This is a genomic window from Erwinia phyllosphaerae, from assembly GCF_019132875.1.
GTDB classification, from domain to species: Bacteria; Pseudomonadota; Gammaproteobacteria; order Enterobacterales; family Enterobacteriaceae; genus Erwinia; species Erwinia phyllosphaerae.
On record NZ_JAHSPF010000006.1, the window covers coordinates 188673 to 203687 of the forward strand.

The window sequence follows — 15015 nt, forward strand, 5'->3', positions numbered from 1 at the left end:
TTGGTTTTTTGTGCAGCACATCTCAAGGGCGTGCCGCGTAAGCAGTCGGATCATTATAGTTAAATTAATGATCCGGAAAAGGGTTATCAATGCCCCGTCCTTTATAAGGTTATTGCCTCTGGCCTGCCTGTGGCACGCCTTAGATGCTTAACCTGGCTCTACAGAGCAAAAAGGTATAAGCCGCCAGGGGTAAAAGGCGCGGATAACGGCGGCTTTCCCGGATCGCTCAGCTTTTACCGGTGCTGGCACGCGGTTGTAGCTTAACGGGTAGCTCATTCCAGCCCGGCGGCTCTTCCCCCCGTAGTGCCGCCAGCAGCCGTTTCCCGGCCAGCTTGCCCATTTCCGCATAGGGTAAAACCACCGTAGTCAGCGGCGGCGAACAGACAGCGGCCAGATGACCGCCGCCGATACTGGCGACGGCCAGCTGGCTGGGGATAGCAATACCGGAAGCGTGACAGGCCATAATGACGCCGCAGGCAACCTCGTCGCTGGTACAAATCAGCACGTCGATTTCAGGCCAGGTCAGCTGGATTTCCGGTAGCAACGCATGCCCGGCCGCAAATCCCGCAGGCTGGGGTGACGTAACCACGCGATGAGGCGACAAATTATGCGCCAGCATGCCGCTGTGCCAGCCGTTCAACAGCTGGCTGAAAATGGTATTACTGGTTTGCGTACACAGCAGGCCCGGATGCCGAAAACCCTTCTCTATCAGCGCCTGAATCAGCTGCCGAATGGCTTTAGCATAATCGACACCGATGCTGATCCCGGCGGAATCGTGATGCACGCCGCCGATATCCATCACCGGTAAGCCAGAATGGCTTAACTGCCGGTGGGCCGCTTCCGGATTATCAAAATTAAAATGCACCATCGCTGCCGGATTGTAAGAAAGCAGCATTTCGATCAGTTCGTTTTCGCCAGCTGCCGAGTGCCTGGCTTCCGCCAGCATCACGTTGTATCCCTCAGGCCGCAATACCGCCTGTAGCGCCTCCGACACGGCCGCGCAGCCTGGCGTGGCGAAAGAAGGAACTACCATAGTAATCAGCTTTGAGGAAGCCGAAGCCAGGTTGCGCGCCTGAAGATTGGGGACATAGCCCAGCTCGGCTACCGCCGCGTCAATCTTTTCCCGGATATCGGAAGAGACCTTTTCCGGCATTCGCAACGCGCGTGAGGCCGTCATAGTGCTTACGCCAACCAGTCGGGCGACATCGGCCAGCGTACTTTTCCCGGTATTGCGCCGCCGTTTTTCTGCCATGAATTCTCCTGCAGCCAGCTGTTTCAACTGGACGCAGCTTAAAACCAAACGCCCTGCCGCGCCATGTTAAAAAAGCGGCGTTGTCCCCGCCAGGCGTAAATGTTAGCGATAACACAAAAATTAACATTTCTGATGTTAGCGCTAACTTTTGCGACAACAATCACGGAAAAGCGGGCAGAAAAGCGCCTAAAGTGCAGGCTATCGGGCAACAACGGGAGAAGCACAATGCTGGCAAACTGGCTTACGTCTGGAAATATTCAACTTACTGAATGGGTCGATGACTGGCAGGATGCGGTTCGGCAGGCCGCCGCGCCGTTGCTGGCACAGCAGGCGATCGCGCCTGATTATCTCCAGGCCATTTTCCATTCCCATGCTCAGCTTGGCCCTTATTACGTGCTGGCTCCCGGTCTTGCCATGCCGCATGCGCGGCCTGAAGAAGGCGCGTTAAAAAACGGGCTGTCGCTGTTACGCATCAATCAGGGCGTCAGTTTTAACAGTGCGGAAAACGATCCCGTTTACGTGGTCATCATGCTTTGCGCCGTGTCGGGCGAAGAGCATCTCAACATGATCGGCGAGCTGGCCGATCTGTTTAGCGACGAGTCGCGCCTGCAACAGCTGTTGTCGGCTACTACTCTGGCAGCCATTCAGGCCGCCATTAGCCAGCCATCCGTGGAGAAAACACCATGAAAAAAGTACTGATCGTTTGTGGAAATGGGTTAGGCAGCAGCTTTATTGTCGAAATGAACGTTAAAAAAATTCTTGCTGAATTAGGTAAGACCGCCGAGGTCAGCCACACCGATTTGACCACCGCGCGCTCAGAAACTGCCGATCTGATATTAAGCGCGCAGGATATTGCCGACCGCCTCACCGATCACAGCGCGCAGGTATTTGGCCTGAGCAACCTGCTGGATAACGCCAGAATAAAAGCGATCCTCGCTGAACATCTGTAAACCAGGCCCTTCAAACGCACGGAGTCGTTTATGCTGCAGTTTATTATTAAGGATGTTCTCGGAACACCGGCAATACTGGTCGGCATTTTTTCACTCATCGGCTTACTATTGCAGAAAAAAGCGTTTTCAGAAGTTATTTCCGGCACGCTGAAAACCATTATGGGCTTTTTAATTCTGATTGCAGGAGCAAATTTAATTGCGGCCACGCTGACCATATTCAGCCAGCTTTTTGAACACTCATTTAATATTCAGGGCGTCGTACCCAATACCGATGCCATGGCCGCGCTGGCGCAAAAGAATTACGGCACGGCCACGGCTATGATTATGGTGTTCGGGATGCTGATTAATATTTTACTGGCGAGAATTACGCCGCTGAAATATATCTTCCTGACCGGCCACCATACGCTTTATATGTCGGCCATGCTCGCCGTCATCCTGTCCGTGGGCGGCTTTAGCGGCTTCTGGCTGGTGGCGACCGGCGCGCTGATTTTGGGCGCAATGATGGTGGTTTCCCCGGCCATTTTGCAGCCTTTTACCCGTAAAATTACGCGTTCTGACGATCTGGCGCTCGGCCATTTTGGTTCTACCGGCTATCTGCTGGCCGCGCTGGTCGGTAAGGTGGTGGGCAAAGGCAGCCCCTCAACGGAAGAGCTAAAGGTGCCGAAGTCGCTGAACTTTCTGCGCGACTCTTCGGTAGCCATTTCCCTGACCATGATGATTTTGTTTGTGGCGCTGGTGCTGATTGCCGGTAAAACCTTTACCGAAAGCCAGGTCAGCGACGGCCAGAACTTCCTGGTTTTCGCCATTATCCAGTCCATTACCTTTGCCGCTGGCGTTTACATTATCCTGGCCGGCGTGCGCATGGTAATAGCGGAAATTGTTCCGGCTTTTAAGGGCATTGCCGACAAGCTGGTAAAAGACGCCAAACCGGCGCTCGACTGCCCGACGGTTTTCCCCTTCGCGCCGAACGCGGTTATTATCGGATTTCTGTGTAGCTTTGCCGCGGGTCTGATCAGCATGTTTCTCTGTCCGCTGTTTGGCCTGAGCGTGATCGTTCCCGGCCTGGTGCCCCACTTCTTCTGCGGCGCAACCGCTGGCGTCTATGGCAACATCACCGGCGGCCGACGCGGCGCGATAATAGGTGCTTTTGTCCAGGGCCTGCTGATCTCTTTCCTGCCCGCTATTTTACTGCCGCTGATGGGCGATCTGGGCTTTGCCTCCACCACCTTCGGCGACGCCGACTTTGGCGTGATGGGCATTATTCTCGGCAAGCTGATTGCTTTCTTTCATTAACGCTCTGACGACAGGAAGAACGTATGAACGCAAAATTTTCACCTTCATTAATGTGTATGGACTTAACCCGTTTTCGTGAGCAGATTGAAGCAATGAACGACAAGGCCGCTTTCTATCACGTGGATATTATGGACGGCAGCTATGTAAAAAATATTACGCTGTCGCCATTTTTTATTGAGAACCTGCGCAAGATTACCACTGTGCCCATTGACGTGCATTTAATGGTTAACCATCCGGAAGATATTATTCCGATGTGCCTGGCGGCGGGCGCGGATATTATCAGCTTTCATCCGGAGACGGCGAATAACAAAATATTCCGTCTGCTGACGCAAATAAGAGAGGCGGGGAAACGCTGCGGCGTGGTTTTAAATCCGGCTACGCCTGCCGAGGCTATTAATGAATATGCGCATTTGCTGGATAAAGTTACGGTAATGTCGGTCGATCCTGGTTTCGCCGGACAGCAATTTATTCCGCAGACGCTGGATAAGATCCGCCAGCTGATCCGCATGCGAGAACAGCGCGGCTGGCACTATCTGACGGAAATTGACGGCTCCTGTAACGCGCGTACGTTTAAACAGGTCGCCGCTTCCGGCGTGGAGGTATTTATTGTCGGCACGTCCGGTCTCTTCAGCCTGGCGGAAGATATGAATGAGGCCTGGGCATGCATGGAGGCCAGCTTCTGTCAGGAAACCGCCGTGGCGTAGAAAAGCTGGCGGCCAGCGCCGCCAGCTTTTTTAACGTAGCGCGGCGCTCAGCGATTTATCCAGCGCGCCCACCAGCCAGTCGATATCGCTTTCCTGAAACGCCAACGGTGGACGCAGCTTCAGCACGTTACCGTATGGGCCAGCCACCGAGGTCAGCACGCGGTTTTCCCGTAGTTTTTCAGTCACGTCCAGCGCCAGCTGCTTGTCCGGCGTTTTGCTGGCTTTATCTTTCACCAGCTCAAAGCCGATAAACAGGCCTGCGCCACGCACGTCGCCCACACACTCATACTTCTCTTTTAGCGTTAACAGCTCTTTAAGCAGTTTTTCCCCCACGACGCGGCTGTGCTCCTGGAGCTGCTCTTCTTTAATCACTTTCAGCACGGCCTGCGCCGCCGCCATCGCCACCGGATTGCCGCCAAAGGTATTAAAGTAAGGAATATCATCGCTGAAGGCGGCCAGCACGTCGCTTTTCGCCAGCAGCGCGGAAACCGGGATGCCGTTACCCATTGGCTTGCCGGTCGTCACGATGTCCGGCACCACGTCATGGCGCGCAAAGCCCCAGAACGCCTCGCCGGTGCGGGCGAAACCAGGCTGCACCTCATCGGCAATAAAGATGCCGCCGTTTTTATGCACTACCTCAACCGCCTTTTGCAGAAAGCCTTTCGGGCCGGGCAGCACGCCGTCGGAAGAGAAAATCGAATCCGCCAGAAAACCGGCAAACTTAATGCCGTGCGCGGCCATATCGTCAATCTGCCGCTGGATTTCACTGGCGAACCAGTCGCCCAAATCCGGCGCGTTAACGCGATAGCGGTCGGGCGGCGACACCAGGCGGGTGGTAGCCGCCAGCGGCTGGCCGGAGCCTAACGCAGGCGATACGCCGGACGTCAGATCGCTGGTGCCGTGATAGGCTTCCTGGCTGACGATAATCCCCGTTCCGCCGCTGTAGGCGCGCGCCACGCGAATAGCCAGATCGTTCGCTTCCGAGCCGGTACACATATACATAGCGCGATCGATTGCGCCGGGCATCGTTGCCAACAGATCTTCTGAATAATCCAGAATACGCTCGTGCAGATAGCGCGTGTGGGTGTTCAGCTGCTGCATCTGCTGGTACACCGCATCAATCACCGCAGGATGGCAGTGGCCAATACTCGCCACGTTATTGTAGGCATCCAGATACTTCTCTCCGGCCGCATCCCACAAGTATTGCCCTTCGCCCCGTACCAGATGAACCGGCTTGCGGTAAAACAGACGATAGGATTCGCCCAGAATTTTGCTGCGCTTATCGGTTAGTTTACGCACGTCGGCATCCAGACCGGCGGCGTGTTCTGCGCGAAAGCTGTTGGTATCCATGATGGTCGAACGTGTAGCCATGATAACTCCCGTTGCGAAGCGAAAGGTGAGAAGGCCAGGCGGCCGGTCTGCTTTCATCATGCCAACATTTGGCACAAATGCAACCAAATACACAAAAGCAATAAAATACACATGCGGCGGCGGGGATTATCGGTTAGGCTACAGGTATTGTCTCTGCTGGTCCTTGCCCGTCGGCCAGGCTTTTAAGGAAATTATCCATGCTTCAGGAAACGCGCCTGCATCGGATCCGCGCGCTGCTGTCTACGCTGGGTCACGTCAGTACCGAGCGCATTATCAAAGAGTTAGGCATCTCACGCGAAACGGCGAGAAGAGACATTATCGAGCTGGAAGCGTCAGGTGCTGCACGTCGCGTGCACGGCGGCCTGATGGCAATGGATGCAGAACCGGAACCGCCGCTGACCGTGCGTAGCGCAGTCCGAGCCAGAGAAAAACGCGCTATCGCTCGCGCTGCTACCCGGCTGTTAAAAGCGGGGCAAACGCTGTTTATTGATGCGGGCAGTACGACAACTATGCTGGCAGAAGAGCTGCGCACCATGTCGGGCCTGACCATTATTACCAATAGCCTGAACGCCGCGCTGACGCTTTCTGCCGCTGACGAAGGCGAAAAACTCAATAACGACATTATCCTGCTGGGCGGCAGCATGCTGGCCGGGGCGCAGGAAACGCGCGGCGAACTCACCGTAGAAGAGATTCATCGTTACCGGGCGGAGGTGGCGATGCTGTCGCCGACGGGCATCGACAGCCGCCAGGGTGCCAGCAGCTTTCATCCGCACGAGGCGGCGATTGCCCGCGCGATGGTACGCCAGGCCAGCCAGTCAATTTTGCTGGCCGACCACAGCAAACTGGGCCTTGCCAGCCGCGTCTCTTATGCCAGCGTGCAGCAGATCGCCACCCTGGTAACGGATAGCGGTGCGGCAGACTCGCCGGCCTTTGCCGAGCTGGAAAGCGTTTTGCCGCAGATAATCGTGGCTTAAACCAGCCGCTGCGGATGCGTGTAGACCGTGGCGCGGCCTGGTTTGCTGAAGCCCACCAGCGTCAGGTTGCTGCGTTGGGCAACCTCAACCGCCAGCCGGGTAGCGGCGGAAACGGCAAACAAAATTTCTACGCCGCACATTGCGGACTTCTGCACCATCTCGTAGCTGGCACGGCTGGAAACCAGCACCGCGCCGGACTGCCACCCAGGTTGCTGGCTGCGTAAACCAAGCAGCTTATCCAGCGCCACGTGGCGGCCAACATCTTCGCAGCCACCGGCCAGATTACCGTCCGGCATCATCCAGGCCGCCGCGTGCGTACAGCCCGTCAGCTGGCCTACGGGCTGATAGCTTTTTAGCTGCGCCAGCGCGACATCCAGCCGATCCAGCGCGAATGTCTGGGTGAAAGGCAGCGGCTGCACGGGTTTGCCGATTTCCGCCAGCTGCTCCACGCCGCACACGCCGCAGCCGGTACGCCCCGCCATGGCCCGCCGCTGCTCTTTTAGCCCCATAAAACGACGGCTCGACAGCTCTACCTGAACCTCAAGGCCGCCGCAGGAAGGCTGGATATCGATACCGTAAATATCGCCAGGCGCCGCGATAATCCCTTCCGACAGCGAGAAACCAATGGCAAACGCCTCCAGATCTTTTGGCGTCGCCATCATCACCACATGAGAAATCCCGTTGTAGACCAGCGCAACCGGCACTTCATCCGCCAGCCAGTCTTCTTTTGCCGTCTGCAGCGAATCGCGCTGCCAGACCTGCACCTGGCCTGCGCCAGCCGTTGCACTGCTTATGTCATCTTTAACCATTGTGCCCACCTGAAAAACGCTCTCTGACGATAGCATCGCCTATGATAACGCCGTCGTCACGTTCAGGGTTTAACCTTTCTCTGCATAGCCGCAGGTAAAAAATTCATAAAATTGCCCAAAACAGGGAAGCGTTAGCCGGGGGACGCTATAATTTCTTACAGGGGAACCCTTATTATTCGCGCAGGTGATAAAGCCCTGCTTTGCCGTCAGCGGCCGGATTTGCCAGTAAACAGGAAAATTTCATGAGTATTCGCATTCTTCCGCAGGGGCAGTTGGCAAAAGGCGAGGCAATAACGGCGGAGCGAGTCCCGCCGTTGCTTTTCCCCCGTCTGAAAAATTTATATTCCCGTCGCGCGGCGCGGTTGTATCAACTGGCGGAGAAAAACCCGCTGGGCGACTACCTGCGTTTTGCAGCCGTTATCGCCAGCGCGCAGGAAATTGTGCTTTACGATCATCCTTTACAAATGGATCTGCACGCGAGGCTGAGCGAGTCCGCCGCCCTGGACAAGCCGCCGCTGGACAGCCAGACGCTGCCGCGCGACGCGCACTGGCGGCGCTTGCTGCAGTCGCTGATTGCAGAAATGAAGCCGGAAATGACCGGTCAGGCGCTGGCCGTGCTGGAAAATCTGGAAAAGACGTCCGCGAACGAGCTGGAAACCATGGCGTCTGCCCTGCTGGCTGGCGACTTTGCTCTGGTCAGCAGCGATAAATCGCCTTTTATCTGGGCGGCGCTTTCGCTGTACTGGGCGCAGATGGCGGCGCTGATCCCCGGCAAAGCCTATACGGAATCTCATGGCCAGCGGCCGTTTTGCCCGGTATGCGGCAGTGTTCCGGTGGCGGGCATGGTGCATATCGGCGCACGGCAGGATGATGAACGCTACCTGCACTGCAATCTTTGCGAAAGCGAATGGCTTGCGGCGAGAGGAAAATGCAGCAACTGTCAGCAGAGCGACAATCTGCATGACTGGTCGCAGAATGCGGTTTCACCCGTTAAAGTAGAAAGCTGCGGCGACTGCGGCACCTATATGAAGATGCTGTCTCAGGAAAAAGACCCGGCCGTTGAACCGGTTGCCGACGATCTCGCGTCGCTGGTGTTCGACGCCCGGATGGAACAGGAAGGTTTTTCACGCAGCAGCCTGAATCCTTTTCTGTTTCCAGGAGAATAATTTTATAAACAGAGGCTGACCAGAAAAGCGGTCATAACGGGGAAGCGCGTAATGAAACTTATCGGCAGTTACACCAGTCCTTTTGTACGAAAAATTTCGGTCATCCTGCTGGAAAAAGGCATTACGTTTGAATTTATCAACGAATCGCCCTGGACCGATGAGAGCCACGTACCGCATTACAATCCGCTGGGGAAAGTGCCCGCGCTGGTCGCCGGACAGGAAACCTGGTACGACTCGCATATCATTGCGGCCTATCTGGAACAGCTGGATATTGCGCCCGCGCTGATGCCGCGCGACAGGCTGGCGGCATTGAAAGTGCAGCAGCTGGAGGCGCTGGCAGACGGTATTGGCGATGCGGCGGTGATCCTGCTGCGCGAACAGATGCGGCCGCCGGAACAACAGATGGAAGGCCAGCTGCTACGCCAGCGCGAAAAAATTCTGCGTGGTCTGGACGCGCTGGAAAAAGAAGCGGTTAAAGGCATCACGCTAAACAGCGGTAAGCTGAACGTGGCAGATATTGCCACCGCCTGCCTGATTGGCTTTTTAAATTTCCGCCGCATCGTCCCTAACTGGTGCGTGGATCGGCCAGCGCTGGTCAAGCTGGCGGAAAACATGTTCCAGCGTGAAAGCTTTGCCCGCACGGTGCCGCCAACGGCCTGAGTAAACTCACTTCCCTTTCGGCCAGGCTCTCGCCTGGCTGCTGCCTTTCTCTTTTTCTCTTCGCGTAACGCTGTACTTCTTGATTAGCCACAAACTTAGCCCGCGAATTTTGTGGGATAAGTAGCTGCGTTTTTTTATGTAGCGATATCCATAGATTACAGGAGTTTATATGGAAGTTTTCAGCAAGGTCGGCTGGCGGTTTGGCCTGCTTGTTATTCTTGCCGTGGCGGGCGTTCTGCTGGTCATTGCGGGCGGCGTCACCGTGCTGCACAAAACCAGCGACACGGCTTTTTGCGTCTCCTGCCACAGTATGGAGAGGCCGCTGGCGGAGTATCAGGGCAGCATTCACTTCCAGAATCACGCCGGTATTCGTGCCGAATGCGCCGACTGCCACATTCCCGAACAGCCGATCGGCTGGATGACGACCAAGCTGGCCGCGACAAAAGATCTGCTGGGCGAGCTGACCGGCAAGCTGGACAGCGAAGAAAAATATAACGCGCACAAGCTGGCCATGGCGAAATCGGTGTGGAAGAAAATGAAGGCCGACGATTCCGCTACCTGCCGCAGCTGCCATAGCTTTGCGGCGATGGATATCCTCGCGCAGCAGCCTGAAGCGCGGAAAGCGCATCCCGTTGCGATGAAAGAAGGGCAAACCTGCATCGACTGCCACCGGGGCGTGGCGCATATTCTGCCCGATATGCGCGACAGCAATGCTTCCGGCGCGGCGCAGCTGGTTGCGCTGGCCTCGGCCACCAAAACCGGTAACGGCCCGCTTTACCCCATCAGCACGCAGCCTTTTACCCTTTCGCCTGAAAGCGGCCCGGCGGCAGGTACGCTGTTTCCGGCCACCAGGCTCACGGCTTATCAACAAAAGAACGGCCGCACCGAGGCGGAACTTCAGGGCTGGCAGCAGGACGGCGCGCCCGGCGTGATTTACGCCGCAATGGGCAAGCGCATAATCAGCGCGCTGGTCACGGACGACGCCGCGCCGCAGATAAAAATCCTCTCTTCGCAGCAGGACCAACAAACGGAAACGCTGTGGCATCGGGTTTCATTACGTCTGTGGACGGCAACGGACGGGCTGGTTGAGGACAGGGAAAAAATCTGGCAATACGCCGCTGGCCTGATGAGCGCTAACTGCACGGGCTGCCACGGACTGACCGCGCCCGATCACTATACGGCGAACCAATGGACGGGGGTAATCAAAGGAATGGCGTCGCGAACCTCGCTGGATAAGGAACAGCTACGCCTGCTGACGCGCTATGCCCAGCAGCACGCCAGCGATATGGCCCAGCATGCGCAAGGAGAGAAAAATGGACAATAAAGCAATTACCCGCCGCTATTTTCTGCAGGCCAGCGGTACTTTACTGGCGGCAGGCTCGCTCGATCTTGTTTACAGCAAATCGGTACTGGCGCAGGCCATCGATAAAGCGCTACCGCTGTTTAAGGCGCTACGCCCGGCGCAACAGGGCATTCTGACCGCCGCACACTGGGGCGCCTTTGAAGCGCTGACGGAAAACGGAAAAATGGTCGGCGTGCGCGCCGTGCAGGATGACCCGGCGGCCAACGAGCTGATCGAAATGGCTCCTTACCAGGTTCACGCCAGCAACCGCATCACCGCGCCGATGGTGCGCCAGAGCTGGCTGGAGAACGGGCCGGGTAGCCGCCCCGATCTGCGCGGGCGCGATCGGTGGGTAAAAGTGAGCTGGGACAAGGCAATTGAGCTGGTCAGCGACCAGATCCGCAGGCTACAAAAAGAGCACGGCCCTTCGGCTATCTATGCCGGATCCTACGGCTGGAAAAGCACCGGCATGCTGCATAACTGTCGCGCGCTGCTGCATCGGCTGATGAACCTGTCCGGGGGGTTTCTGGGCTACAGCGGTGACTACTCTACCGGAGCCGCACAGGTGATTATGTCGCATGTAGTTGGCTCAATGGAGGTGTACGAACAGCAGACCAGCTGGCCGGTGGTGATTGAACACAGCGAGCTGGTGGTGCTGTGGGGCTGCAATCCTTCGGTGACGCTGAAAAACAGCTGGAACGTGCCGGATCACGTCGGGCTGGAAGGGTTTGCCGCGCTGGCGGCCAAAGGCACGCCGGTTATCTGCATCGATCCCATTTTTAACGCCAGCGCCCGAGAGCTGAACGCCGAATGGATAGCGCCGAAAGCCTATACCGACGCCGCGATGATCCTCGGTCTGGCGCATACGCTGCTGGTAGAGAAGCGCCACGATGAAGCTTTTTTGCAGCGTTATACGACGGGCTTCGATAAGTTTCGCGCTTATCTGCTGGGCGAAAGCGACGGCACGGTGAAAAGCGCGGAATGGGCCAGCGAAATTTGCGGCATTGCGCCGGAACAGCTGCGTCAGCTGGCAAGAAGAATGGCCAGCCAGCGCACCATGATCATGGCCGGATGGGGCATTCAGCGCCAGCATCACGGCGAGCAGCCGCACTGGCTGCTGGTCACCCTGGCCGCCATGCTCGGCCAGATTGGCCTGCCCGGCGGCGGTTTCGGCTTTAGCTATCACTACTCGTCCGGCGGCAGCCCGACGGCAAAAGGCGGCATCCTTTCCGGCATCAGCGCAGGCAACGCGCCAGCCGGCTCGCCGCCCCCCATCCCCGTTGCCCGCATCGCCGACTGCCTGGCCAATCCGGGCAAAAAGCTGGCGTTTAACGGCAAAGAGGTGACCTATCCTGACGTCAAAATGGTTTACGTGGCGGGCGGTAATCCTTTCCATCATCACCAGGACACCAATAATTTACGCCAGGCCTGGCAACGGCCGGAAACCATTGTGGTGCACGAGCCGTACTGGACGGCGACCGCCAGATACGCTGACATCGTGCTGCCCTGCACCACCAGCTTTGAGCGCAACGATATGGATATGGGCGGCGACTATTCGCAGCTTTATCTTTTCCCGATGCGTCAGTGCGTGCCGCCGCAGCATCAGGCGCGTAACGACTTCGACATTTTTCAGGCGATAGCGGCGCGGCTGGGCGTGGAGCAGGCTTTTACCGAAGGCCGGGACGAGATGCTGTGGCTGAAAACGATGTATGACGGGATGAAGCAGCAGGCAAGAAACGCCGGGGTCGCGCTGCCGCCGTTTGACATGTTCTGGCAGTCTGACAGCTACATTCGCTTTCCTGTTCCGCCGGAGAACAAACGGTGGGTACGCTTTGCCGATTACCGCGAAGATCCGCTGCTTAATCCTCTGGGAACGCCCAGCGGGAAAATTGAAATCTACTCGAAAACCATCGCCAGTATGCGCTACGACGACTGCGCCGGGCTGCCGGGCTGGCAGCCGCCTTATGAGTGGCACGGCAGCCCGATAGCACAGCGTTATCCGCTGTCGTTAAACACTGCCCATCCGGTGAACCGCCTGCATTCCCAGCTGGATAACACGCCGCTGCGCGAAAAATATGCCGTCAGCAATCGTGAGGCGATCCTGATTAATCCGCAGGATGCCGCGGCCAGAGATATCCGCTCGGGGGATCTGGTCAGGGCCTTTAACGATCGCGGCCAGATTCTGGTTGGCGCGGTGGTCACCAGCGATATCCGCGCTGGCGTGGTGCGCATCAGCGAAGGCGCCTGGTACGATCCTGCCGATCCCGCTGAACCGATGGCGCTGTGCAAAAATGGCAACGTTAACTGCCTGACTTTTGATCTCGGCAGCTCGCGGCTGGCGCAGGGAAACTGCGGTCAGATGGCACAGCTGGAAATAGAAAAATTTACCGCCGCCGCGCCGGTCAATACCGCTCATGCGGTGCCGGAAAGCGCTGTGTAGGTGGCAGGCTCAGGCGCGACAGGCCGTCGCGCCCCTTTTCTTTTAAAAGCGCGCGCTCACGCCCAGGTTATACATAAACTGTTCGCCAGAGCTAAGGCCACCGGTCTGCGACACCGAAGCAAAAGCCGCCACGCTGTCGCCCAGCGGCAGATGCGCGCCAACCGTTACGTCTACCCAGTTAGTGTCCTGCTGTGCCGAATCGCGCACGAAGGACGTCTGCGTCGATTTCAAACCGCCACCGGCACGCCAGACGTTATCGCCAAACTGGTGGTTATAGCTGACTTCCGCCCACGGATTGATCCAGCCCAGCTCGGAATCTACTCGCCAGCCCAGTGCGCCCGTTTGCGAATGGTAGTTTTGATCGGCAAAACGCATTGCGGTGCTGCTGGCTCCCCTTTCGCTATAGCCGTCGACCGAACTGTAATCGAGCGCGTACTGCGCCACCGGCCCGGTAGTCAGCCAGTTTGCCAGCGGGAAATCCCAGCCTGTCGTTACCCGCGCGCCCAGCTGTTTACCGTCCGTGTCACCTTTTTCCGTACGGCTCGCCGGGCCGATCGTCATGCTGCGGTTGATATCGTCATAGCTGGCGAAAGCGTAGTGCGCATCTGCATTGATCCAGCCGTGGTCAAAAAAGGCCAGCTCACTGTAGGCCGACAGCAGCCAGCCGCGCATTTTGTAGTCATAGCGCGACGAGGGATGCTGCGTATCGTCAGAGCCGGAGACCAGCGCCCCCACCAGCAGATTATCGGTCAGCTTATAATCCAGGCCCAGCGTCAGATTATGGCTGGTGGCGTTGCCGTCGCCCGCCGCCTGGTTCGCTGCATAGTCATAGTGCTGTCCGGCATAGCCGCCAAAAAGCGTTAGCGAGCCTTGCGGATTGTCACCGTGGCGCTGCTGCTGCAAGCGGCTGTCGAGCGTGGACCGCGCATCGCGGGACATTGCCAGCGTGGCCTGATTCAGCGCCACAACCTGAGCGGGCCCGTCGAGTATGGACTGAATATAATCGGCAATCAGCTGATGCGTGCCGGGGCCGGGATGCAAATGGTCGGCAAACAGAAACGCCTGCTCGCTGGAAAAACCAGGCGTAGAGGTACCGCAAACCGCAGCCGAAACGCCGGGCGGACAGGCCATACCGACGGTATTGGTCAGCCCATAGCTGGCCGGATCGCTGAGAATTTCCTTAAACAGGTCGTTGATATCCACGCGCACAATGTTGCCCTTAAGCTGCGCCAGCTGGCTCTCTTCCTGCTGGTTATAGCTGTCGGTCAGCGCGCTGGCCTGTTCGCTCAGGCTTTGCCAGGCGGCATAGAGCTGGTTGGCTATCGTTTGCCGCACCGCCGCCACGCTGCTGACCTGCCCGGCGGCGGCGTATAAAGCCTGCTGAATTGCCTGGTTACGGCTGTCGGACGTCAGCGTTGGCTGGCTGTTTAACGAGGCAAACGCGGCGGTAAGCGCCGCGCTGGCGACGGGTGCCAGCGTGGCCTGAATAAGGGTCTCAAGCAGCACGGGCGCCGCACCGATATTGGGCACGGTGGGCACGATAACCGTATCGGCTCCGGCCGCCAGCAGCGTCTGTACCTGGCTGGCGGCGGCAGAGGCGCTGCCGCTGATAATGCTTTGCGCCTGCACAGGATTCAGGGCGGCGGCGGCGAGATCGTTGCCGCCAACCCAATGAATATAAAGGCCGTCGCTGTCCGCTGCGCCGCCGTTCGCGGCAAGATAGGCGGCAACCTGGCTGGCCGTATTGTTTTCAGCATTGAGCGAAGCCGAAGCCACGGCATCACCGGCAGCATAGTTGGTGCCGCCCGTAGAGGAGGGCTGAAGCGACTGATTGATTTTCGCCGCCAGGATCTCATCGTACAAAGGATGGCGGCTGCTATCCCACGTATAGCGGCCGTTATTGCCGCCATCGCTTAAGCTGTCGCCGAACACATAAACCTGGTCCCAGCCAAACAGCGGTGACGTTGAAAACAGGTACAGCATGCCTGCGCTCCCAACAGCGCACAGATTTAAGCTTTTCTTTAACATGAAGGTGACTCCAGAAAAGAGCCCAA

Annotated in this window: 13 protein-coding genes; 9 read left to right on the plus strand and 4 right to left on the minus strand. The window is 57.6% G+C overall.

Features of this window, described 5'->3' with window-relative positions; translation table 11 throughout:
• Positions 1–226 precede the first annotated feature (226 nt).
• A complete protein-coding gene (locus KUE00_RS12775) occupies positions 227–1252 on the minus strand; it encodes a LacI family DNA-binding transcriptional regulator (RefSeq protein WP_246760274.1) in 1026 nt (341 codons plus the stop codon).
• Between the two features lie 225 nt (positions 1253–1477).
• On the opposite strand from KUE00_RS12775, the gene KUE00_RS12780 reads away from it, so the two are divergent.
• The 4 genes from KUE00_RS12780 to alsE are packed head-to-tail and all read left to right on the plus strand — an operon-like array spanning position 1478 to position 4199.
• On the plus strand, positions 1478–1939 hold the full coding sequence (locus KUE00_RS12780) for a PTS sugar transporter subunit IIA (protein WP_246760275.1): 462 nt from the start codon (positions 1478–1480) through the stop codon (positions 1937–1939).
• Positions 1936–2202, plus strand: a complete 267-nt coding sequence (locus tag KUE00_RS12785; RefSeq protein ID WP_246760276.1) for a PTS sugar transporter subunit IIB — start codon at positions 1936–1938, stop codon at positions 2200–2202. The genes KUE00_RS12780 and KUE00_RS12785 overlap by 4 nt, the downstream gene beginning before the upstream one ends.
• Positions 2203–2232: 30 nt before the next feature.
• The gene (gene ulaA / locus KUE00_RS12790) at positions 2233–3495 is read left to right on the plus strand and encodes a PTS ascorbate transporter subunit IIC (protein ID WP_246760277.1); all 1263 of its coding nucleotides are present in this window, start codon (positions 2233–2235) and stop codon (positions 3493–3495) included.
• Positions 3496–3518: 23 nt separating this feature from the next.
• A complete protein-coding gene (alsE, locus tag KUE00_RS12795; RefSeq protein WP_246760278.1) occupies positions 3519–4199 on the plus strand; it encodes a D-allulose 6-phosphate 3-epimerase in 681 nt (226 codons plus the stop codon).
• A gap of 30 nt (positions 4200–4229) precedes the next feature.
• Here alsE and KUE00_RS12800 read toward each other — a convergent pair whose 3' ends face one another.
• Positions 4230–5570: an aspartate aminotransferase family protein gene (locus KUE00_RS12800; protein ID WP_246760279.1), complete on the minus strand. Its 1341-nt coding sequence runs from the start codon at positions 5568–5570 to the stop codon at positions 4230–4232.
• A gap of 197 nt (positions 5571–5767) precedes the next feature.
• Here KUE00_RS12800 and KUE00_RS12805 point away from each other — a divergent pair, with 197 nt between their 5' ends.
• On the plus strand, positions 5768–6544 hold the full coding sequence (locus KUE00_RS12805) for a DeoR/GlpR family DNA-binding transcription regulator (protein ID WP_246760280.1): 777 nt from the start codon (positions 5768–5770) through the stop codon (positions 6542–6544).
• Here KUE00_RS12805 and fdhD read toward each other — a convergent pair.
• Positions 6541–7353 carry a formate dehydrogenase accessory sulfurtransferase FdhD gene (gene fdhD, locus KUE00_RS12810; protein WP_246760281.1) on the minus strand — a complete coding sequence of 271 codons (813 nt, stop codon included), beginning with the start codon at positions 7351–7353 and terminating at the stop codon, positions 6541–6543. The two genes, KUE00_RS12805 and fdhD, sit on opposite strands and share 4 nt — an antisense overlap.
• A gap of 242 nt (positions 7354–7595) precedes the next feature.
• Between fdhD and fdhE the strand changes: the two genes are divergently transcribed.
• From fdhE to torA, 4 genes are all read left to right on the plus strand, one after another.
• Positions 7596–8519, plus strand: a complete 924-nt coding sequence (gene fdhE / locus KUE00_RS12815; protein ID WP_246760282.1) for a formate dehydrogenase accessory protein FdhE — start codon at positions 7596–7598, stop codon at positions 8517–8519.
• Between the two features lie 51 nt (positions 8520–8570).
• A complete protein-coding gene (locus KUE00_RS12820) occupies positions 8571–9179 on the plus strand; it encodes a glutathione S-transferase (protein WP_246760283.1) in 609 nt (202 codons plus the stop codon).
• A 169-nt stretch (positions 9180–9348) separates the two neighbouring features.
• Complete coding sequence (locus KUE00_RS12825; RefSeq protein WP_246760284.1) at positions 9349–10503, plus strand: NapC/NirT family cytochrome c; 1155 nt, start codon at positions 9349–9351, stop codon at positions 10501–10503.
• Positions 10493–12961 (plus strand): trimethylamine-N-oxide reductase TorA, encoded by a 2469-nt coding sequence (gene torA / locus KUE00_RS12830; protein ID WP_414147792.1) that lies wholly within the window; start codon positions 10493–10495, stop codon positions 12959–12961. The genes KUE00_RS12825 and torA overlap by 11 nt, the downstream gene beginning before the upstream one ends.
• Positions 12962–13003: 42 nt before the next feature.
• On the opposite strand, the gene KUE00_RS12835 is transcribed toward torA, so the two are convergent.
• Positions 13004–14944 (minus strand): autotransporter outer membrane beta-barrel domain-containing protein, encoded by a 1941-nt coding sequence (locus KUE00_RS12835; RefSeq protein WP_246760286.1) that lies wholly within the window; start codon positions 14942–14944, stop codon positions 13004–13006.
• Positions 14945–15015 lie beyond the last annotated feature (71 nt).